Consider the following 21,449-nt stretch of genomic DNA (forward strand, 5'->3'; position numbering starts at 1 on the left):
AAAGATACTTCTTATTATCGGATAATAAAATTTTTTAACTTATCCGATATTAAGCTTACTCGATGGTCATAGCTCTTAGCTTAGTTCGATAGGCTTCAAGTGCTATAGATTTGGAAATAAAGCCATAATATTTTTCATTTCGTACGACTGGAATAAAAGCTGTTTTAGTTTTTTCAAATTTACTCATAACAATTTCCATGCTGTCATAAGAGGATATGGTAGCGAGTGGAGTTTTCATGACGTCTTTTATCAAGGTGTATTTTACACGGTAACTATTAAAGATGATTTCTCGAGTATCATTAAAGTGAACTACACCAACAAGATCTTTTTCGTTATTCACAACGGCAAAAACAACTTGATTAGAGTGGGAAATAAGATCGACGAGTTTGGTCAAATTCTCATCAGGATGTACGGTTAAATAATCTGTCTGGATAATAGAATCAATATCAAGAGTCGATAATATGTTTGAATCTTTATTGCTGGTAAAAGCATGTCCTTTTTTGGCTAATCCTTTTACATCGAGGGAATGTTTTTCGAAGCGCTTGGAGATAGCAAAGCTAATGGAGGATATAATCATCAAGGGAATCATTAATCCGTAGCCTCCTGTTATTTCGGCAATTAAGAAAATGGCTGTTAGTGGCGCATGAAACAAACCGCTTAGGATTCCGGCCATTCCGACCATAGTAAAATTACTGACTGGTAAGTTTGTAAGCCCGGTCATATTAACTAATTTGGAGAAAAAATATCCAAGATAAGAACCTAAAAAGAGGGCAGGAGCAAAATTACCTCCATTTCCACCGCTTCCGATAGTTAAACCGGAGGCTAAAACTTTTATCATTAAGGTACATCCAACAAAGATGAGCAGCACCCAATTATTGTCTCGGTACTCACTAAAAAGGGTATTGTCCAGTAATTTTCCGGGATCACTTTCTGATAGTGTTTTTATACTTTCATAACCTTCTCCAAAAAGAGTAGGGAAAATAAAAATCAGAACTGCCAACATAGAAGAACCTATTAATGCTTTTTTATAGGGCCCCATTTCCAGTTTTGAAAAGTAATGTTCAACTCTCTGAAAATTTCGAGAATAATAAATCGCAGCAAGACCGGTAAGTACTCCTAAAATTACATAAAAAGGAGTATTGTGATAATTAAATGTTTGTTGTTGTTTGAAAGACAATAAGATGCTTTCATCCAATAAAATAGCGGAAACAATTGCCCCTGTTGCAGCAGAAATCATAATAGGGGTAAAAGCAGAAATACTTACATCTACCAACAAGACTTCAATAGCAAAAAGAACCCCGGCAATAGGCGCGTTAAATGCGGCCGAAATCCCGGCAGCTACACCGCAGCCAATAAGTAAGGTTCTGTCTTTATAAGGAAGTTTATAATTTTGAGCAAAATTAGATCCAAAAGCAGCACCTGTAATTACAATCGGACTCTCCAAACCTGCAGAACCTCCCAAACCAACAGTCAGGGAACTGGTTATAATTTGGGCGTACATTTGTTTCTTAGGGATGATACTTGCTTTTTTTGCCACTGCATAAAGGATTTGTGAAGTTCCTTTTTGTATGGTTCCGCTTAGTACTTTTTTGACAACCAAAACGGTTAACAAAATTCCGATAATAGGAAGTAAACTATTGATGAAACTCAATTTAAGAATCCCATTGATATAAGTAGCAAATGAAAATACGCTATGGGCAAATGTTTTTAAAACAATTACCGCAAGAGCACAAGAAATACCAATTAAAACACTTGATAAAAAAATAAATTGCTTTGGTGTCATTAGCGATTGCCCCAAAGCAATTATGCTTTCTAGTCTTCTGAAATATTTTTTTAGCATTCTGTTTTAAAAATTATGGATACTACAAATTTAAGTTATAATCTTTAAAAAACCAGTAAAAAAAGGGAACTAAATTAAAACCCGGCTGCTTTATCGTCACCACGGAAGTCAGCGCCACCCTCTAAATTTTTATTTGGTAATACCAAAATAGCATCCACTTTTCCGATAATTGGAGTAGATTTTTCGTTGATCAGATAGTTTTTAGCTTTTAGTTTTTCGATGGTCTTAGTATCGAAAGTATCAGGTTCAAAAGTAATAAGGTCAGGTAACCACTGATGATGAAAACGAGGTGCATTTACAGCTTCCTGCATACTTAAGTTGTATTCGTAAACATTTAGAATGGTTTGTAAAACAGAAGTTATTATCGTCGACCCGCCTGGTGTACCTACTACCATAAACAGTTTACCGTCTTTCTCAACAATTGTTGGAGTCATAGAACTTAACATGCGCTTTTGAGGTGCAATACTGTTGGCTTCATTTCCCACCAAACCAAACATGTTCGGAGAACCTGGTTTAGCACTGAAATCATCCATTTCATTATTCAAAAAGAAACCTAATTCATCGCAATAGTATTTAGAACCATAGGCATCGTTAAGGGTTGTAGTCGCAGCAACAGCATTTCCAAATTGATCTACAATCGAATAATGTGTCGTTTCGGTACTTTCATTATAGGTAATTTTTCCCTCTTTTATTTCGGAAGATAAACTGGCTTTTTCCGGATTAAAAGTTGACATTCTGTCTTTTAAATAAGAACTATCCATTAAAGCTTTTGTTGGAACTTTTACAAAATCCGGATCACCCAAGTATTGACTTCTGTCTGCATAAGCTCTTCTTTCGGCTTCAACAATGATTTGAATAGATGCATCAGAATTATGTCCTAATTTAGATAAATCATAAGGTTCGATCATTTTTAAAATTTGTGCCAGACAAATTCCGCCACTGCTGGGTGGTGCCATAGAAGTGATCTTTAAATCCTTGTAAGTAAATTGAAGTGGTTTTCTCCATTTTGCTTCGTATTTCGCCAAATCCTCAAGTGTGATTATTCCACCTTTTTTCTGAAGATAATCGACAAGAATTTTGGCAGTTTCTCCTTTATAGAATTCATTTCTTCCATTTTTTTGAATCCTTTTCAAAGTTTTCGCCAAAGCGGAATATTTAATCGTATCATTCTCCTTGAAATTTCCCGCGAGTAGTGTTTGCTCTCCGTTTATTTTGACGATACTTTCATGATAATTTTTTAAGTTTTTTTCTTGTTTTTGCGTTACAACTACCCCTTTTTCAGCAAGAACAATTACGAGTTTTAGAATTTCAGACATTGGCAGTGTACCAAGCTTTTTATGAACAGCAAAAACACCGGCAACCGTACCCGGTACCCCAATAGCAAGAGCAGTTTCCGTACTTTTTCCTTTAATTACATTTCCGTCTTTATCGAGAAACATATCTTTTGTGGCTGCTAATGGCGCTTTTTCGCGATAATCCAACGATCCGACTTCGCCATTTGCTTTTCGGTAAACCATAAACCCGCCGCCGCCAATATTTCCGGCAAACGGAAAAGCAACGGCAAGCGCTAATTCAGTACCAACCATGGCATCAAAAGCATTACCGCCTTTTTTCATGATTTCAACACCTATTTTGGATGCTTCCTCACGGGCAGAAACCACCATTGCTTTGGTAACGACTAATCCGGTTGGTTTTGCCGGAGTCTGTTGTGCTGAGCAGCTAATATATAATAAGGTAAACAGTAGTGTAACTTTTCTCATAATAAGAGTAATTTTTGTTTTGAATGTTCTTTTATATCTTCAAAAAAGAGCGTAAATTCCTGCTCGAATTCAGTATAAAATTCTTTTAATTCGGCACTGGCATACTGCATTTTTGATTCGTTTTTTGACCTTCGGTCCATTTGGGTTAAAATCTGATGGATTCCTTCAACCGTCTGATAACTTAAAAGCCAGTTTCTCTGAATCATATAGGGCATTAAATCCTGCGTTTTTTCAGTGAGAATAGCATAGTTTTCGTGTAACGATCGATAAAATCGGTTAATGAAAGTTTCCAGTTTTTCATCTGAATATTTCGTCCAGTTTTTGGCTAAAAAATGATCGTAAACGATGTCTACAATCACACCCGAGTAATGGTGGTATTTTTCATGTAACCGTTTGGTACTCTGTCTGAAAACAGTATGTGAATCAGTATAAGTATCAATCGATCGGTGCAGGATTATTCCTTTTTGGACATCCTCCGGAAAATGTTCAAATTGTTTTCCCCGAATTCCATCGGCCATAAAATTGCCGATTTTTATTAAATCATTGTCTCCTGACAGATAAATGTGTGCTAGGAAATTCATGTTTTTTTGAGTTAGTATCATTTCGATGTTTCGAAAGCGATACGTTTATTTTAGTAAATGTATAAAAACTTTTTAAATCATTTTGTTATAAAACTTAGTATGTAATAGTAAGGATACTTTAATATTATTTTAAAATCTTAGCACTTAAGCATCTTGGTTACTCGGCAACTTTTTTATATTTGTAATAAATAACCATATCTCAAAAAAATGACTTTAATAAAATCTATCTCAGGTATACGTGGAACCATTGGAGGAAAAGTGGGAGACAACCTGACTCCTGTTGATGCGGTAAAGTTTGCTTCGGCTTACGGAACCTTTCTTAAAAATAATACTTCAAAAGAAAAATTAACAGTTGTAATTGGTCGTGATGCCAGAATTTCTGGTCCAATGATTCATAATCTCGTAGTAAATACCTTAATTGGTTTAGGAATTAATGTAATTGACCTTGGACTTTCCACTACGCCAACTGTAGAAGTTGCTGTGCCTTTGGAAAAAGCAGACGGTGGGATTATCCTGACGGCTTCTCACAATCCAAAACAATGGAATGCCTTGAAATTATTGAATGAAAAAGGGGAATTCTTAAGCGGAGCAGAAGGAGCTAAAATTCTTGAAATTGCCGAGGCTGAGGCTTTCGATTTTTCAGATGTGGATAATCTGGGAGAAATTACGATCAATGATGCTTATATGGATATTCATATCGACGAGGTTTTAAATTTACCTTTGGTAGATGTTGAAGCAGTAAAAGCGGCAAAATTTAAAGTAGTTGTTGATGGAGTAAATTCGTCAGGGGGAATTATTATTCCTAAATTGTTAGAATTAATGGGCGTTGAAGTGGTAAAATTATACTGCGAACCAAACGGACATTTCCCTCATAATCCGGAACCTTTAAAAGAACATTTAACCGATATTTCAGAATTGGTTGTAAAAGAAAAAGCACATTTAGGAGTTGTAGTTGATCCAGATGTGGATCGTCTGGCATTTATTTGTGAAGACGGAGAAATGTTTGGAGAAGAATATACATTGGTAGCTTGTGCAGATTATGTATTGAGTAAAACTCCGGGAAATACAGTATCAAATATGTCTTCTTCACGTGCCTTGCGTGATGTAACAATAGGACACAAAGGAAACTACGAAGCCAGCGCAGTAGGTGAGGTGAATGTAGTTGAATTGATGAAGAAAAATAATGCCATTATCGGTGGTGAAGGTAACGGTGGAATTATCTATCCGGAATCACATTACGGGCGTGACAGCTTGGTTGGTGTGGCTTTATTTTTAACGCATTTGGCAAATAAAAAGATGTCAGTTTCAGCATTGAGAGCGTCGTACCCTGAGTATTACATGAGTAAAAATAAAATCGAATTAACACCGCAAATTGATGTTGATGCGATTTTAGTCGCTATGACAGAAAAATACAAAAGCGAAGATATCTCAACAATCGACGGTGTAAAAATTGATTTTGCTACCGAATGGGTACATTTAAGAAAATCAAATACAGAGCCTATCATTCGTATTTACACAGAAGCTCCGTCTCAGGAAAAAGCAGACGTTTTAGCCCTTCGAATTATTGATGAAATTAAGGCTATTGCAGGGATTTAATTTCTTTTTTGAAGATTTAGAGATAAGATTTTGAAGACAATAAACGTACATAAATCTGAAAATCTGTGTGAATTTTGAGTTTTATCCTTGTGACAAAACCGAGTATAACAACAAAAAGGCAGTCTGAAAGGGCTGTCTTTTTAGTTTGAATTATTTCCTTTATAAAAGTTTATTTGGCTTTTAGTAATTTCTCTAAATATTCAACTTTATCTTTTTCCACTTGAACTAAGCGTTCGTATAGTTTTTTATTTTCATCGATAGATTCATAAGTCTTTTTTTTAAAGAGAACAAATCTTTGTGTCCCTTGCTAACTTTGCGTTTAAGCCTTTTAATCAGTAAGGCCTAATCTACCAATTCCATTAACATTTTTCTACCGCCAAAATCGATTTCCTGTTTCAATATTTCTCTTGTCGATTTGTCGATATAATAGGTACTTATAGCCGTGTTATTTGAAATATCATCAGTGGTTTCAACTTTCCAGACCTGTTTTTTCTGTCCTTTAAAAGTGATAGTTGTCTCTTGGGTATTTTTAATTGTTGCGATAATAGCTCCAATTTTAGCTGCAGGATTATAATCAAAAATCGAAATGGTGTTTGAATAACCTTCTTTCAAAGGAAGTAATCGTATCAATTGAGGATAGAAATTACTATCAAAAAAAGGCTTGTTTACTTCCTCAGAAATGTTTGTTTTAGTTCCTGTTTTTTTGTCTAAGTAATATCCCGTGATTTTTTCTCCAAATTGCAATACCATATCTCTTTGTTGATTAAAGGAGGAATGATAGACCGGTTTAAAGTTTTGTGTTTCAACAATGGTACTGTCAACCCATTTTGTAGTTGTTTGTTTGATATCTACTGTTGTTATAATGTATATTTTCTCTTTCTTTTTCTGAATTTGGGTTTGTACCCTTCCTATTTGTACTTTAAGAGTATCCTTAAGCATAAACCAATTCATTTCTGAAGTTTCAGACTTGAGAAGACTTTTGTCGGCGGGATTATTTAATGGACTTAGAGGGTTTTCTTGGCTATGAAGTTGAACAAAGGTTCCAAAAATGGCTAGTAAAATGAACAGTGGTTTTTTCATGTGTTTAGAGTTTTTACTTCTATTAGTATTGAAAATCAAACTTTTGTTACTTTTTTTAGTGTTATGTGCGGCAGGTTCTTAAAGAAATAGTAGCTAATTTTGAAAGATAAGACGGTACATTGTTTTAGACTGTACATGAAGATAAATTGGGATTATGATTAACCTTGTAGTCCTGTTTATCAAAAATTAAAGGCAAGGTGCGTGAAGTTTTAATTATAGCATTACTGCACCTTTTTAATTTTACACTTAATTTTTTTGCACGCAGATTTAGCAGATTTTTTTTAAAGAGGTAAATATAATCGGCCTAATCTGCTAAATCTGCGTGCAAAAGAAAATTTTAGCGAATCTTTATTTTAATTATAAATCTAAGGTAAGGCGCGCAAAGTTTTCTACAGAGCTTTGATTATCTTGTGATTATTTTTTTCTAACAGCAAAGGAAAAAAAACTCAAATGAGCTTATATTACTTATATGGTGAAGAAAATTATTGACCTAAGACTTCAATGTTTTTCCTAAATCTAAATTCTGCGCTATCAGTAAATTTTAAGAAAAAATCCAAAAAACAAATGTCGTTTTTTGGATTTTTACTTTAGAGAAGATTATTTCTCAACCCTATGTTTCCATCTTTTATGTGTCCACAAATAATATTCTGGAGCTTCAAGAATTTGTTTTTCTACTTCTTCCAGATACATCTCTGTGACCTTGAAGTCTTCATAATCCCGTGGATTGTCGCAGATCGGAATGAAAGTACCTTCATAATACCCACGTTTTATCTTTTTTACTTTGAAGAAAATAACGCTTAAATCGTATTTTTTAGCCAGCATTTCTGATCCCGTGTGAACAGGAACTTCGATTCCCATAAAAGAACTCGAGTGAAAAATACGATCTAATTTTGGTGACTGATCACTTGCCAAACCGTAAAGGCTCAGAATTCCGTCTCTTTGGTTTTGCGCCATAAGCGGAATTGTTTTTCGGGTTTCTACTAATTCAGTATCGTATTTAGATCTGATTTTTCGAACTAGTTTATCAAAGTATGGATTGGCAATTTTTTTATAAACACCAACTCCTTTAAAGAGTAATTTTTTGTTAATCGTCAGAATCCATTCAAAACTGGCATAATGTGACGTGACCAAAATGGCACTTTTGCCCTTTTTTTCATATTCTCTAATGACTTCCATATTGGTTACGGTAAACCTTTTCTCCATTTCTTCAGGAGAAATGCTCATCGTTTTGATCATTTCGAGAAACATATCGCACATGTGCTGATAAAATTTCTTTTCGATTACTTTTCTTTCCGCATCACTTAAATGGGGTAATGCTAAAGCCAGATTCTCGCGAACCACTTTTCTTCTGTATCCTAAAACATAATAGACCAGAAAGAATACAAAATCAGAAAACCAATAAAAGATTCGAAAAGGAAGTATAGAGATAAGCCAAAGAATAGGATAGGCTAAAATATAAACGAGGAATTGCATGTAATTTTTTTTTACAAATATAAAAGAAAAATGAATAACGATCGATATTTTGGTTTCTTACTCACTTGTGTTGAAGAATGATTATATTTACATTTCACAATAAACATTTTTTATGAATACCATTTTGATTGGGATAATAGTTGCCAACGTACTAATAAGTTACAAGGGGTTTAATGATTTTGCATTTTTTAGAAAGTACGAATTTCACGTCGGAAGTATTCGTTCCGGAGAGCAAATCAGAATGCTTTCATCAGGTTTTTTGCATGCCGATATGATGCATTTGATTTTTAACATGCTTACACTTTGGTTTTTCGCTCCTGTAGTTTTAAATTGGTTAGGCAATTTTTCTTTTATCTTAGTTTATTTTGGAAGTTTAATTTTCGGAAGTTTACTTACCATGTTGTTTCATAAAAACGATTACAGTTACCGTGCCGTTGGCGCCTCGGGAGCAGTAACGGGTGTTTTGTACTCTGCAATTTTATTACAGCCGGATATGATGTTGGGAATCTTTTTTGTGATTCCTGTACCGGCCTATCTTTTTGGAATTTTATATTTATTATATTCAATTTATGGAATGAAGGCCAAGAATGATAACATCGGACATACGGCTCATTTTGGAGGTGCAGTAGGAGGTTATTTAATCACTTTAATAAAAGAACCTGCTTTATTAGTAGATCATACAGTAATGGTTATTTTGTTGGCGATTCCGATTATAGTACTTTTTGGAATGGCGAAATTAGGAAAGCTGTAAAGCTGGCACAACTTTTGAAAAGCAATTAACAAATAATTTAAAAATCACGAAAATGAAGAAACTAGTATTATTATTAACAATTATGTTTATGACTATGTCTTACGGCCAAGAAACCAAACAAATTCCTCAAATCAATGTAAATGGGGAAGGAAAAGTAAAAGTAGCACCCGATCAGGTTTGTATTTCAGCTACGGTTGAAACAAAAGGGAATAATGCTAAGGATGTCAAAAAGCAAAATGACGAAAAAATGGACGCGGTTTTAAAATTCATTAAAAAAATGAATATTCCAACAGCAGATTTCAAAACAAAACAAGTAGCTCTTAATCCACAATACGATTACGAGAAAAAGAAAACAAGTTACAATGCCAATCAGACTGTAGAAATTGTATTAAAAGATTTATCTAAGTACGATGAGTTAATGGAAGGTTTGGTTCAACAAGGAATTAATCGTTTGGATAACGTTTCTTTTGAATCTTCTAAATTAGCGCAACACGAATCAGAAGCAAGAAAATTAGCAATTAAAGATGCTAAAGCAAAAGCAGAAGATTATGTATCTGTTTTAGGTCAAAAAGTAGGTAAGGCAATTACAATTTCTGATAATTCACAAATCTACCGTCCACAACCTATGTATGCAGCGATGAGAAAGTCAGAGTCTGCAGATGCAATGGGAGGAGCTTCAAATGAAACTCTTGCAATTGGTGAAATCGAAATTACAGCAAACGTAACGGTTAGTTTTATTCTGGACTAAATCAGACTAAATTTCAATATTTTAAAATCCAAATTCCAATTTTATTTATTGGGATTTGGATTTTTTTTGTTTTAAAATTTAATGCTAATGTTTTGATAAAAAACGGGTTATCAATTATAGTGTTGAAAATAAAAGCTAAATTTATAGTGCACATAAAAAAACGGATAACAACTAAAAGCAAAAAATCATGAAATTTTTCACAGAAACAGCAGAATTAATAGAGAGAAAAAACGTTGTTGGTTTTGGAGGAGCGGAGCAGGAAGAAATAACGATTAAACTAACATTAAAAGGACGCGCCAATACTAAAGAATTTTCGACCTGGGAAATTTTGAAGATCATAAAAGAGCGTTTAGAGCAGATCAAATCTGATAATCGAAAAGTAAATAACTACAATGATGTAAGTTTTGCCAGAGATAATTTGATGGATGTAATAGATTGTTTGGTTAGTGAAAGCACTTCTGAGAAAAATAATTAATTCAAATGGCTGATTTTATTAACCTAAAATCAAACTAGTTCTTCCTTATTTTCTGAATTAGAATAATGTGAATTTCGTTTAAAAGTTATAAGGTTTTGTAACAGCTTAGTATGAATATTCCGTATCCATTTTCAAAAACCCGAAGTCAGATCGGGCACAATTATTTATTAAGTGGCTACTAGTAGAAATTGTATTTGATGGAAAAAAGGATAGACAGACGGGTTTAAAATTCAATAAACAATACTATGTGGCACGGGTTGAAGTCCCGTTCTAAATACCAAAAACTTCAATTGGCTAGTGCTAATTGAAGTTTTTTTGTGTAATAAAGGTTTGATTCAGGGGCATTCTTATCCCTGATTTACATCGATGAATGGATCCCATGAAAAGTAACCTATTACATTTCCATTAGCATTGTTTACCAACTGAAATGAGAGGGTATACTGGATTTTTACGCCAACCTGTATAACTGTACCTTGAGCAAGATATACATTGTTGGTAAACTCTTGCAAAGTACCGCTGTTGTTTGGAAGATGTTCTGCTGTCTGTGAATTAAAGTAAAGTAATCCGCTTGGAAGAATTGCACCTGAAGGACTAAATGATCCTGCATACAAAAATGCGGTATTATCTACGTTATTTCCAAATGTGGTCATTGCCCACTGAACGGTATCGCCGGAATTCGCCGAAATTTTTAATTCAGACTGTCCTTCGTTGTTTACAACATTGTTGTGTTGTGAAATCATTGCAATATACACATCTGATTGTGACCAAGCTCCTAATGAGGTTGGTGAAGTTTTGGTTCCTGGCTTGATTTTGCCATTAGCAACTTGTTCTGCCAGTTGCGTTCCGTCTACTGCTACTAAAATGTTAATTAATCCCATGATTTTGTAATTTATATGGTTTGTTTTCCTACTCTGTTGAAGGCTTTTCAGATTACGCCTTGTCTTAGTTATCGATATATGTGATTTGAAGACATGACAAAGTTGTGAAAGTTATGAGCTTGATTTGTAAGCCAAAAGAGTGATTTTTTTAATACCCCATAGTAGGTAGCGGGGCAATTAAGTGCTACTTTTTTATAGTAATACAATACGGAATAGATTACCAAAAGAAGTATCGTTATTTGTGAAGCAAAAAAGCTTTCGTAACGGAGATTACCGAATAAGTACTATATTTTGGCAAATACCTCTTTTGGGGTATCACACCTAAGAAATTTCTAGTTAGATTTGTTAAAAATAAACCTACAAAATAAATCAGCCATGAAAAAAACAAGAAACATTTTTATTCAGATCGATACAGATCGTGTTATTAAAGAATCTGGTTCTAATTTTAAAGAACTTAATTTTGATTTGTCTATTCCACCAGTGAATGTCAGTGAGAGTTCATTTATTTGTGAACAGGGATTGATGGCAATGGGTGATGCTGAAAAAAGTTTTTGCATCGATACTGAAACAGGCGAAACTATTTTTTTTACGATTGTACCACTTCGTCTTTATTCGTATCACAAAATATATTTTACTGAATTTAAGATTCTTAATGATAATAATGAAATAATTACTACATCTTCACTGACTGATAAGCAGGTAAGTTTTGATGTATATATTAAAAAAGCGAATCAAAATAGCAACGTGGCCTTTGATCTTTTGGCTGTTATAGAGTTTAAGAACGTTTTGGGTGAAACGGTGAGTCTTCCGATACTAATTGATCCTGTATTGAGAGCGAACCAAGGCAACTGATAATTATTAAATTTCATTCAAATGAATAAAGGCAGGATAGTGACTATCTTTTGTTTTTTATTGTTTGGCATCAGCTACGGAGTCATGGCGCAAAACCAGGCCAGAGCTGACAGCCTTAAATTACTGTTGGTTAAAACAGATACGCTTTCGTCGAAGGCCAAAATGGGGATTTATGCTAAGATAGCTGCGCATTCTTCTTCGCCGGACGAGGTATTATTGTATGCCAATAAATTGTTGGAGATGGCTTCAATAGATAAGCAGTTCACTTATGTAATTGAAGCCTATCAATCCATAGGTGTTGCATACAGGTTAAAGGGTAATTTAAAAATGGCTTTAAAAAATCTTTTTAAAAGCGCTGAGCTTGCAATACAGTATAAGAACGACAAGCTGCTAACGAGTGATTATCTGGAAATAGCCAATACCTATATGTCCAATAACGACTTTAAAAATGCAATTGTCTATAATAAGAAAGCCATAGCCGTTATACGATTGCATGGAAATAAAGAACAATTGGCGATCAACCTGCTCAATACAGGATTTAGTTATTACAGGCTCAACGAACTCGATTCTGCTTTATCGCTTTATAACGAAGCAGCACCTATTTTTGATGAAATTGATCTTGAAATAGGTAAGGCTTATACCATAGGGAATCGTGCATTGGTCTACTGGAAACAAGGAAAATATGCTATTGCCGAAAAAGATCTTCTCAGAGCTATTACAATGCTTGATTTACTTGGTGATACATTTGGTATGGCCGATTATCACAACCAGTTGGGACGTATTTATTCTGAACTGAAACAGACTGAAAAAGCCATTAATCATACGCTTAAGGCGCTCAATATGGCGAAAGTTCTTGATCTGAAAGAGCAAATCAGAGATGCGGCTTTGCTTTTATCAGAACTATATGAGGTCGAGAAAGATTATCCGAAAGCATTTAGGTATCAATCCCAATATATTGCTTACAAAGACAGTATCGAAAATACCGAAGCAACAAAACAACTTGCCAATCTTCGTACCGATTTTGAAGTAACTCAAAAGGAAAAAGAAATCGCACTGCTGGAAAAAAGACAACTTAGCAACCGGATTTATATTATCGTTACTGTTTTTTTGTTGCTTTTTGCCATATTGTTGTTGTTGTATTTCCGACAACGGTTTAAAAACACTAGGCTGATGGCCCATAATGAGCGCAATCAGCATGATGAAAAAATAAAAAAACTGCTAAACACACAAGAGACCAAGACGCTCCAGTCGATGGTACAGGGACAGGAAAATGAACGCAAACGTATCGCACGGGAACTGCACAATCATTTTGGAAGTTTGTTGGCCACCATAAAAGTAAACCTGAATGCAATCGACGAAAAGAGTATTTCCAACCATCAGACGCTGACTATATTGGTAGATCAGGCCTGCACCGATATCCGAAATTTGTCGCATGAACTCAATATGGGCATATCGGATAATTTCGGATTGGTACCGGCCTTAAAAGAATTGACCGCGCATTTACAACAAGTCAATGGTCTTGAAGTAGAGTTTAAAGCTGCCATGTGTCAGGAACAAATGAGTTCTGAAAATGAAATAATTGTATATCGTATCGTGCAGGAACTCGTGAGCAATGTATTGAAACATGCAGCAGCCACAAAACTATCCATATTACTAACCTGTTTCGATGATGAAAACCTCATTAATATACTTGTACAAGACAATGGAAAAGGATTTAATGTAACCGAAAAATCAAAAGAAATTTCCGGAATGGGGCTCAAAACCCTTAAAGAAATAATTTTCAATTTACAGGGAGACATTAAATTTGACAGCAATCCGGCAAGCGGAACTACTGTAAATATTGATTTGCCTTTTTAGTATCACCTAACTGAACAATTACGGATTATGATTAAAGTATTGATAGTAGACGACCACCATCTGTTTGCCGAAGGCGTAAAATCGATGTTCAAACCGGAAGATGGTATTGAAATAGTCGAGCATACAAAAAACGGAAATACCATTCCATCTATCCTGGATACGATGACAATTGACACCATTCTGATGGATATAGACATGCCAATACTGGACGGAATTGCCAGCATGGAATTATTAAAAAGTAAGGGGTATGATGTGCCGATATTAATGCTGACCATGCACCAATCCATGAAACAAATTAAGAGCGCACTCGAAAAAGGCGCCCAGGGTTATATTCTAAAAGATGCTTCAAAAGCCGAGCTTGTACAGGCGATTATTGATACCAGTCAGCGCAAGAATTATTTTCACAGTAAAATCAACGAGCAACTGTTTAATTATTTCCGTGGAAAAAACTTAAATAAGAACAACATGCAGGAGCTTTCGGAACGCGAAAAAGAAATCATAAAATGCGTTGCCGACGGAATGAACACCAAAGCCATATCCGGTATCCTTTTTATCAGCGAACATACCGTAAAAACACACCGTAGGAATATCATGCACAAACTACAGGTAAAAACCTCACCTGAACTCATTAAATTGGCCATTGAAAAAGGCATTATTTGAGAGGATTTCTCTTAAGATACCTCATGTGTTTTAGGTTGTAAATGAGTCTGTTATATGTTCAAGAAGTTTCTTTTGCTTGTGCTAAGAAAACCCACAACTTTTAAACTTAATTTTTTTTTAAGTCAATTAGAATGGCTTAGGCATCAAAAATTTTGAATCTGCCATACGAAGATTGAGTGGAATCGAAATCGTACATACAGTAAGAAAGAATAAGAGGGTTAATCCTGAAACAAATAGGTTCAAATTATGCTGTAAATTGACTACATAATTTTCATATCTTTAGTTTATATTTTTTTTGATTCACCAGATGTGAGAGAATCTAAGTGTTGGGGCATTAGATTTGTTCCATATCAAACGATTTCGTAAATAATCCGGCGTATTTTTTTAAAATTAATATCTTTGTAGTAAGAAAACTGTAGTATAAGCAATGATTAAATTGTAGAACAAGTTCTACAGACTGTTGCAGAATGTTCTACAGTCGGTTTAATCCCAGCATGCTATTTTTGTTTTTTATTAAGAAAATAGAAATAAGTAAATATTTATAAACGGAATAAGAATATGTTTATCCTATAAAGTTTATTTATTCAATTAAAAAGATCCCCCAAATCTCTTTTAATAGCTGTTGTGTTGTAGTTAGTGCTGATAAATATTGTTGTTCTTTAAACAAAGAAACAGTATCTTAGAGAGAGTAAAATCTGTTATCCGTATTAAAATTGAATTAGTGACTGCTAATTTTGACTATAGAACAATATTTATTTAAAATGTAGTACATCATTCAGGATGTTCTTCCGATACCTAATTAAAAAAGTTGTGTGAGTTATTGATTTGATTCTTTGACTCCTTATTTTATTTTTCATTTTAAAATATAAATTTTGATTAGAAAACAGCCCCAAAATAGCCCCTTTAGTTTCTTTAGACTAAAGTTCAAACACAGAAAAATAATGCACTATACTTTAATAGCCTGTGTTATTTTTTTACAAATAACTGCAATAGTTATTTGGTACAACGAATCGTCTAATGATTCGGAAATGTCAAAAACGATGAATTCTATGGATTCATTGAATAGAATAACACATTTTACGAACAACATAAACAACTCCTTTGTTGATTCTCAAAAAAGCTTTAATAATTATAGTATTTATAAAGACAAAGAATCGCTCAATGCGTACACCGCCAGCTTAAACGATATCAGTCGTTTGATCGACAGTTTAAGCTTAATTACAAAAGACAATAAAGAGTTCATGAAGGTGCTGCAGGAAAAGAACCAGTCCGAACATTCTGTTGAGTCCCTAAAATCCAGTATCGATTCAATAATTGAATCACAGGTCAATCCGGATAAAAATAATTTGTCCCGACCGTTTAAACTAAATAAGTTCGAGTACAAAAAAATCTTAGACAGTATCAAAACGGATTCTTATATGACGATAGACAGTGTGTCTAAAAAAGGATTATTCTCCAGATTGGGAGCTGCTTTAGCCGGAAAAGTTGACATACAAAAAGAGCAGTTGAAGATCACCGTTACTATGAAATATAATAATAAGATAGTGACCGGGAGTATCGAAGAACAATTTGCAAACCTGTTTAATACTACTAATAAATATTACGAAAATCAGTTTATAAACTTAAAAAAGTCATTCGACAATTTAAAAGATCAGGAAGCTAAACTAAAGAGGTTTAATAACGAACTACTGAACTTAGAGGCTGAGGTGATGCCTCATTATAACAATTCATTAAAAGTACTTCAGGACAATACCCAAAAACAGTTGCAGAAGCAGTACGATTCGAATAAAATAGTAAGGAATTATACCATCGCAATTTTGATTCTGCTGATGTTTATCATATCGCTTGTACTTTTTGGTTTTACAAGGCTGGCTTTTCAATATGAAAAGAGACTTACAATGGCTCAGCTGAAGATTCATGAAAGCCTGAATTTTAAGAATAGAATTATGGGGATGGTCAGTCATGAAATAAGGTCTCCTTTAAGCATCATATCGATTTACAGTAAAATGATTGGCTCCTCTATAAAAGATCCCGAGATAAAAGATACTTTTAAATCGATACAATTTACTACGAACTCATTGCTTCTTTTGGCCAATCAGATTTTGGAATATTCAAAAGACGAAAATTATGCGCCTAAACTAAACAAAAAGAAATTTCACCTTAAAGAAGAAATTCATCAGATTGTGAATTCGATGACTTCACTGGTTGAAAGCAAAGGCAATAAAATAGAAGTGAATTCGAATCTGATTTTAGAACTTGATGTCAATTCCGATGCTGCAAAAATTCATCAGCTTTTTTATAACATTATCGGTAATGCGAATAAGTTTACTGAGAACGGATTGATAAAGGTAAAGATAGACCTTGAAAGAACCTCGGATAAGAAAGTGAATCTAAAAGTTGAAATTGAGGACAGCGGAATTGGAATTGCTGAAAATGACCTTAAAAATATATTCGAGCTTTATTATCAGGGAACGGTTTCAGATAAAGTAAACAATCTGGGGGTAGGTTTAGGACTTAATTTATGTAAAGAAATAGTAGAATTGTTTAACGGAAAAATAGACGTTCAAAGCGAGGAAGGAAAGGGGACTAAGATTATTTTTAACCTGCTTATAAGCTTGGTTTAAAATAAGGTCCGATAAGTATACTTTAAATGTATAAAGTTAAAAAGATAATTTGTTAGAGAAAAGCGCTTAAATAATTCTAAATTAGGTAAATGAAAATGAAATCACCATCCAATAACTATAGTTTTTTAGTCGCTGATGACCATACTGTGGTTAGACAGGGCGTTTCTTTGATGATAAAAGAGTTATTTTCGAATGCTTTAATTTATAAGGCGGGGAATTTTAAGGATACACTTGATATTTTAAAAGAACATAGGATAGATTTACTGATATTAGATGTGAATTTTCCCGACGGAAACAGCATCAACATCATAACAGAAATAAAAACAATCCAGCCGGAAATAAAAATACTAATCTTCTCCGCGTATGATGAGAATGTTTACGCAATGCGGTATTTGAATGCTGGCGCTTCAGGATATCTGAACAAAGAAACCTCGGAAGAAGAAATGAAAAATGCCATCAGTTCGATGATCTTGTCCGGAAAATATATTACGCAGAATCTTAAAGACAGAATTCTGGATTCTTATATTTCAAAAAAGCCAACAAATCCGTTGGATGTATTGTCCAACAGAGAAATTGAAGTGGCGCAGCTTTTAATTAAAGGGTATGGCAATCTGGAAATAATAGAACATTTAAACATAAAAAAAACAACGGTAAGTACCTATAAAAACAGAATTTTTGAAAAACTGGAAATAGATAATCTGGCCGATTTAATCAATTTTTTTCATTTGTATTCTGATTAACAAATTGCTAAAACGAATTAGGAACCACAGACCGGAGATAGGTTTTCGGATATTTATTAAAAAACAGGAGCGTATAGTCTCCTGTTTTTTTTAGAGCTTATTTTTAAATTTATGAGGAATTTTCAGTAGTAATAATTCTACAACAGCCTGTCCAATGTTCTATAAAGTATTGATTTTATTGCATGTATATTTGTTCTGTCAGGAAGACGCAGTTGCTGAGACTTTATAGATAAGGATGGATTTGCAGCAGAATGGATTATTTTTTTCGGCATCTGGCTTCCTGTATTATGAGATTTACTTTTGTTGTTACAGACGGCTTTTTTAGTTTGTTTTTTCTAGGTTATACACGCCATGTCATTTTTTATTTTTTTTTGGAAGATGTCCGTCTGAGCAACAATTTTAAAGTCCGGTACCAATTTTGCATAAGCAAAAACTACAATCAACAGAAAGAGAAAAGAGAACGTAAAGAAGTAAAGTTATGGAATTTGATTTTTACAATACAAAGAAAAAAGCAAACACAAATATTTTTAAATCTAAAGTATTTGATGAGATTCAGGACGCTCTTTTCGTATTTACGATTTCGGCAGATAACGACTATGACATACCTTTTATAAATGATGTAACTTATGAAATGTTTGAAGTCTTATCGAATGTGATGTTTACCGATACCGTATTTTCTATTTACGACCGAATTCATAAAGAGGATAAAAAACTAGTTGTGAACTCTTTGTTTGACGCTATTAAAAAAAGAAGAAAATGGAGTGTGGAGTTTCGGGCAGAATTGCCTTTGAACGGATTAAGCTGGTTTAAAGTGACCTCAAAACGAATGGTCAATAAAGATGGAAGTTCAGAATTTTGTGGCCGAATTAGAGATATTACAGAGTTTAAAGAGCAAGAATTAAGACTTAAAAGAACTGAAGAACGTTTCAAGTTTATGTTAGAGACTTCAAATGCCGGTATTTGGGATTGGGATCTGAAAACGAACAGGTTTTGCTACTCACCACAGTCATTGAATATATTAGAATGGAAATCTTCCGATATTTCTAATACACAAGAGGGATGGAATAAAATAATGCATCCGGATGATCGTGAAGCATACACTGAAGCACTGAAGGATCATTTTAATAATAAAACTCCTTTCTTCGAAAACTTTATGCGCGTACTGACTTCTGATCAAAAATACAAATGGATTCTTAGCAAAGGAATGGTAGTAGAACGTGATGCTGCCGGGAGATCCTTAAAAATAATAGGAACTCACAGTGATGTTTCTTTTCAAAAAGAAAAAGAGCTGGAGTTGAAGAGAGAGCTGGAAGTATACAAGGAGAGAAACAACAGATTGTTGAATTTTTCGCATATCGTATCTCATAATCTAAATGCGCACGCAGGTAATTTTAAAGTACTTCTGGACCTGATCGATTCCGAAGAAAGTTTTGATGATAAAGTTGAAACCATAAAATACCTGCGTGCGGTTTCGGGAGATCTTAGTAAAACAATTGAAGATTTGTCTCAAATTGTAAATGTTCAGAACAATACCGAAATCAATGTTGAGACGCTGAATTTGAACAGTTATTTAAGCAGGGTCCTCAATATTGTTAATGCCTATAGCGAGAGTAATAATGTTACGATACTAAAAAACGTTTCCCCCGAGGCAGTTGTCCGTTTTAATCCGGCATATCTTGAAAGCGTATTGCAAAATTTGAGTACCAATGCTATTAAATATGCAGATCCTGAAAAACCGCTGATCGTTGAATTTAATTTTTTCATTGAAAACGGAAAAAAAACATTCACTGTAAAAGACAATGGTTTAGGAATCGACCTGGAGAAATATGGAAATTTGATTTTCGGAATGTATAAAACATTTCATAAAAACGAAAAAGCAAACGGTTTAGGTTTGTACATTACAAAAAACCAAATCGAGTCTATGAATGGAAAGATTACGGTAGAAAGTAAGGTAGGAGTAGGGACGACATTTAAAATTGTGTTTAATGATTAAGGAGTATCGTTATTAATGATTTAATTTTTGTGGTATTTCTCAGTAGTTCTCGAATTGTGCTGTGAATGAATGCTAAAGGATTTTTTTTCTTGAGCATTTATTCTTCGAGTAGTATATTTTAAGCCAAGATTTGTTTTGAACTATATTGATGTTGAGGTAATTGTGATATAAAAATCATTAAGCTAAAATCATTTTATTCTTTTGTTTTCAGGTAGATTTAGCAGATTTTTTTTCGTTGTTTTCTTCGAAAATCTGTTTTTCGAGCTATAGCGTAATTCCATTAAGTTAAGGATTGTCAAAAAAAATTTCACATTGATTTTAGGGGAATACAATAAAAAAATCCGTAGAATCAGCAGAATCTGCGTGAAAAATATCTTAATTTAATGACATTTTGTTATAGCGGACATTCGAAGCAAATCTGTGGCAAAATAAGAAAGTATCAAGGCCAAAAGTTGTGTGCATTTATAGTATCAATTCATCAAGTCCTGTTTCTTGCAATTTTGTCATTTCAAATGAAAAATGTCGTGTACGTTTTTCAAATAAACTAAATTTCCACATTCAATTTTGTGCTGCTTCACAGCTTTTGTCTTTGGTGCTGGAAAACTAAATCTAAATTAAGGACAGATTCAAAATCTTATAATTTGTATTGGATAATTTGTAAGTTTTACTATATTTTTGCGAAACAGAAATAAAAGGAAAATTCCAACTTCATTTTAATAAATTCCCATCTGTTTGTAAATTATGAAAGATAATAGAAATAAAATTATTGCCCTTCCTTTTGCCGGAGGTAATAAATATAGTTTTAACAGTATTGAAAAACACATACCTAAAAGTTTAAATTGGGTAACCTTGGAATTACCAGGAAGAGGTGGTCGTTTTAAAGAGAATTTGTTAGTGGATGTTGATGAATTAGTAGACGATCTTATCAAACAAATTATTCCGCTTATCGAAGATTGCAGTTATGTGATTTATGGACATAGTATGGGAACGTTATTGGGATATGAATTAGCAAAAAAAATAATTCTGCTGGGGTTAAAACAACCGACATGTCTTTTCTTTACAGGTAGGGGAGCACCGGGCTTTAATCGGTTTACTAATAAAAAATCTTTATTACAAGAAGAGGAGTTTTGGCAGGAAGTTGAAAAAATTGGGGGATTACCGAAAGAGATCTTAGAATGTAAAGAGCTTTTAGAGTTGTATTATCCCATAATGAAATCAGATTTTCAAGCTATTGAAGATTATAATTTTAAAGTGATGGAGGAGCCGTTTACCTTTCCTATTCATATCTGCATGGGAAAAGAGGAAATCGGCGAAGGAGAAGAAAAAACAACTTTAACCGACATGAAAGCATGGAAAGATGAAACATCTTCGCCTTGTACGTTTGAGTTACTGGAAGGTGATCACTTTTTTATTCTTAAACATCCGGAAGTAATGGCACAAAAAATAGCTCATATGGCTCATGGTGCCAGAATAAACGCGTACTAATATTTGATGGTACTTTAAAAGATTTAGCACTAATGCCATTTATTGAAAAATAAGTG

Annotated in this window: 17 protein-coding genes and 1 pseudogene; 11 read left to right on the forward strand and 7 right to left on the reverse strand. The window is 33.8% G+C overall.

Going from position 1 to position 21,449, the window contains the following annotated elements:
* Nucleotides 1-55 precede the first annotated feature (55 nt).
* The 3 genes from AB674_RS19860 to AB674_RS19870 all read right to left on the reverse strand — a co-directional run bounded on the left by AB674_RS19860 (nt 56) and on the right by AB674_RS19870 (nt 4,181).
* Nucleotides 56-1,840: a chloride channel protein gene (locus AB674_RS19860; protein WP_047779034.1), complete on the reverse strand. Its 1,785-nt coding sequence runs from the start codon at nt 1,838-1,840 to the stop codon at nt 56-58.
* Nucleotides 1,841-1,914: 74 nt separating this feature from the next.
* On the reverse strand, nt 1,915-3,600 hold the full coding sequence (gene ggt / locus AB674_RS19865; RefSeq protein WP_047779035.1) for a gamma-glutamyltransferase: 1,686 nt from the start codon (nt 3,598-3,600) through the stop codon (nt 1,915-1,917).
* Complete coding sequence (locus AB674_RS19870; RefSeq protein WP_047779054.1) at nt 3,597-4,181, reverse strand: ACP phosphodiesterase; 585 nt, start codon at nt 4,179-4,181, stop codon at nt 3,597-3,599. The genes ggt and AB674_RS19870 overlap by 4 nt, the downstream gene beginning before the upstream one ends.
* Before the next feature lie 207 nt (nt 4,182-4,388).
* On the opposite strand from AB674_RS19870, the gene glmM reads away from it, so the two are divergent.
* Nucleotides 4,389-5,777, forward strand: coding sequence for a phosphoglucosamine mutase (glmM, locus tag AB674_RS19875; RefSeq protein ID WP_047779036.1), 1,389 nt, complete (start codon nt 4,389-4,391; stop codon nt 5,775-5,777).
* Between the two features lie 169 nt (nt 5,778-5,946).
* On the opposite strand, the pseudogene AB674_RS23115 reads toward glmM, so the two are convergent.
* From AB674_RS23115 to AB674_RS19885, 3 genes and pseudogenes are all read right to left on the reverse strand, one after another.
* Nucleotides 5,947-6,036 (reverse strand): annotated as a pseudogene (locus tag AB674_RS23115) (transcriptional regulator); the annotation flags it as partial.
* An 83-nt stretch (nt 6,037-6,119) separates the two neighbouring features.
* Nucleotides 6,120-6,857 (reverse strand): hypothetical protein, encoded by a 738-nt coding sequence (locus tag AB674_RS19880; protein WP_047779037.1) that lies wholly within the window; start codon nt 6,855-6,857, stop codon nt 6,120-6,122.
* A gap of 597 nt (nt 6,858-7,454) precedes the next feature.
* A complete protein-coding gene (locus AB674_RS19885) occupies nt 7,455-8,330 on the reverse strand; it encodes a lysophospholipid acyltransferase family protein (protein WP_047779038.1) in 876 nt (291 codons plus the stop codon).
* A gap of 112 nt (nt 8,331-8,442) precedes the next feature.
* On the opposite strand from AB674_RS19885, the gene AB674_RS19890 reads away from it, so the two are divergent.
* The 3 genes from AB674_RS19890 (at nt 8,443) to AB674_RS19900 (ending at nt 10,304) form a co-directional block, all read left to right on the forward strand.
* Nucleotides 8,443-9,081 (forward strand): rhomboid family intramembrane serine protease, encoded by a 639-nt coding sequence (locus tag AB674_RS19890; protein WP_047779039.1) that lies wholly within the window; start codon nt 8,443-8,445, stop codon nt 9,079-9,081.
* A 52-nt stretch (nt 9,082-9,133) separates the two neighbouring features.
* Nucleotides 9,134-9,829 (forward strand): SIMPL domain-containing protein, encoded by a 696-nt coding sequence (locus AB674_RS19895; RefSeq protein ID WP_047779040.1) that lies wholly within the window; start codon nt 9,134-9,136, stop codon nt 9,827-9,829.
* 187 nt (nt 9,830-10,016) lie between these two features.
* A complete protein-coding gene (locus tag AB674_RS19900) occupies nt 10,017-10,304 on the forward strand; it encodes a hypothetical protein (RefSeq protein ID WP_047779041.1) in 288 nt (95 codons plus the stop codon).
* Nucleotides 10,305-10,651: 347 nt separating this feature from the next.
* Here the strand turns inward: AB674_RS19900 and AB674_RS19905 are convergent, their stop codons facing one another.
* A complete protein-coding gene (locus AB674_RS19905) occupies nt 10,652-11,182 on the reverse strand; it encodes an AidA/PixA family protein (RefSeq protein WP_047779042.1) in 531 nt (176 codons plus the stop codon).
* Between the two features lie 375 nt (nt 11,183-11,557).
* Here AB674_RS19905 and AB674_RS19910 point away from each other — a divergent pair, with 375 nt between their 5' ends.
* The 7 genes from AB674_RS19910 (at nt 11,558) to AB674_RS19940 (ending at nt 21,393) form a co-directional block, all read left to right on the forward strand.
* Nucleotides 11,558-12,034, forward strand: coding sequence for a hypothetical protein (locus tag AB674_RS19910; protein WP_047779043.1), 477 nt, complete (start codon nt 11,558-11,560; stop codon nt 12,032-12,034).
* Nucleotides 12,035-12,055: 21 nt separating this feature from the next.
* On the forward strand, nt 12,056-13,891 hold the full coding sequence (locus tag AB674_RS19915; protein WP_082210683.1) for a tetratricopeptide repeat protein: 1,836 nt from the start codon (nt 12,056-12,058) through the stop codon (nt 13,889-13,891).
* Between the two features lie 27 nt (nt 13,892-13,918).
* Nucleotides 13,919-14,551, forward strand: coding sequence for a response regulator (locus AB674_RS19920; RefSeq protein WP_047779045.1), 633 nt, complete (start codon nt 13,919-13,921; stop codon nt 14,549-14,551).
* Nucleotides 14,552-15,492: 941 nt separating this feature from the next.
* The gene (locus tag AB674_RS19925) at nt 15,493-17,175 is read left to right on the forward strand and encodes a sensor histidine kinase (protein WP_047779046.1); all 1,683 of its coding nucleotides are present in this window, start codon (nt 15,493-15,495) and stop codon (nt 17,173-17,175) included.
* An 89-nt stretch (nt 17,176-17,264) separates the two neighbouring features.
* A complete protein-coding gene (locus tag AB674_RS19930) occupies nt 17,265-17,915 on the forward strand; it encodes a response regulator transcription factor (RefSeq protein ID WP_047779047.1) in 651 nt (216 codons plus the stop codon).
* A gap of 478 nt (nt 17,916-18,393) precedes the next feature.
* A complete protein-coding gene (locus AB674_RS19935) occupies nt 18,394-19,908 on the forward strand; it encodes a sensor histidine kinase (protein ID WP_047779048.1) in 1,515 nt (504 codons plus the stop codon).
* 741 nt (nt 19,909-20,649) lie between these two features.
* Entirely contained in the window at nt 20,650-21,393 is a 744-nt protein-coding gene (locus AB674_RS19940; RefSeq protein ID WP_047779049.1) for a thioesterase II family protein, read from the forward strand.
* Nucleotides 21,394-21,449 lie beyond the last annotated feature (56 nt).

This window comes from Flavobacterium sp. ABG (assembly GCF_001027725.1).
Taxonomy (GTDB): domain Bacteria; phylum Bacteroidota; class Bacteroidia; order Flavobacteriales; family Flavobacteriaceae; genus Flavobacterium; species Flavobacterium cupriresistens.

What these genes read in the sequence shown, in the direction of transcription:
- AB674_RS19860 (WP_047779034.1), bottom strand. Translation starts at nt 1,840, where the DNA reads ATGCTAAAAAAATATTTCAGAAGACTAGAAAGCATAATTGCTTTGGGG.
- ggt (WP_047779035.1), bottom strand. Translation starts at nt 3,600, where the DNA reads ATGAGAAAAGTTACACTACTGTTTACCTTATTATATATTAGCTGCTCA.
- AB674_RS19870 (WP_047779054.1), bottom strand. Translation starts at nt 4,181, where the DNA reads ATGAATTTCCTAGCACACATTTATCTGTCAGGAGACAATGATTTAATA.
- glmM (WP_047779036.1), top strand. Translation starts at nt 4,389, where the DNA reads ATGACTTTAATAAAATCTATCTCAGGTATACGTGGAACCATTGGAGGA.
- AB674_RS19880 (WP_047779037.1), bottom strand. Translation starts at nt 6,857, where the DNA reads ATGAAAAAACCACTGTTCATTTTACTAGCCATTTTTGGAACCTTTGTT.
- AB674_RS19885 (WP_047779038.1), bottom strand. Translation starts at nt 8,330, where the DNA reads ATGCAATTCCTCGTTTATATTTTAGCCTATCCTATTCTTTGGCTTATC.
- AB674_RS19890 (WP_047779039.1), top strand. Translation starts at nt 8,443, where the DNA reads ATGAATACCATTTTGATTGGGATAATAGTTGCCAACGTACTAATAAGT.
- AB674_RS19895 (WP_047779040.1), top strand. Translation starts at nt 9,134, where the DNA reads ATGAAGAAACTAGTATTATTATTAACAATTATGTTTATGACTATGTCT.
- AB674_RS19900 (WP_047779041.1), top strand. Translation starts at nt 10,017, where the DNA reads ATGAAATTTTTCACAGAAACAGCAGAATTAATAGAGAGAAAAAACGTT.
- AB674_RS19905 (WP_047779042.1), bottom strand. Translation starts at nt 11,182, where the DNA reads ATGGGATTAATTAACATTTTAGTAGCAGTAGACGGAACGCAACTGGCA.
- AB674_RS19910 (WP_047779043.1), top strand. Translation starts at nt 11,558, where the DNA reads ATGAAAAAAACAAGAAACATTTTTATTCAGATCGATACAGATCGTGTT.
- AB674_RS19915 (WP_082210683.1), top strand. Translation starts at nt 12,056, where the DNA reads ATGAATAAAGGCAGGATAGTGACTATCTTTTGTTTTTTATTGTTTGGC.
- AB674_RS19920 (WP_047779045.1), top strand. Translation starts at nt 13,919, where the DNA reads ATGATTAAAGTATTGATAGTAGACGACCACCATCTGTTTGCCGAAGGC.
- AB674_RS19925 (WP_047779046.1), top strand. Translation starts at nt 15,493, where the DNA reads ATGCACTATACTTTAATAGCCTGTGTTATTTTTTTACAAATAACTGCA.
- AB674_RS19930 (WP_047779047.1), top strand. Translation starts at nt 17,265, where the DNA reads ATGAAAATGAAATCACCATCCAATAACTATAGTTTTTTAGTCGCTGAT.
- AB674_RS19935 (WP_047779048.1), top strand. Translation starts at nt 18,394, where the DNA reads ATGGAATTTGATTTTTACAATACAAAGAAAAAAGCAAACACAAATATT.
- AB674_RS19940 (WP_047779049.1), top strand. Translation starts at nt 20,650, where the DNA reads ATGAAAGATAATAGAAATAAAATTATTGCCCTTCCTTTTGCCGGAGGT.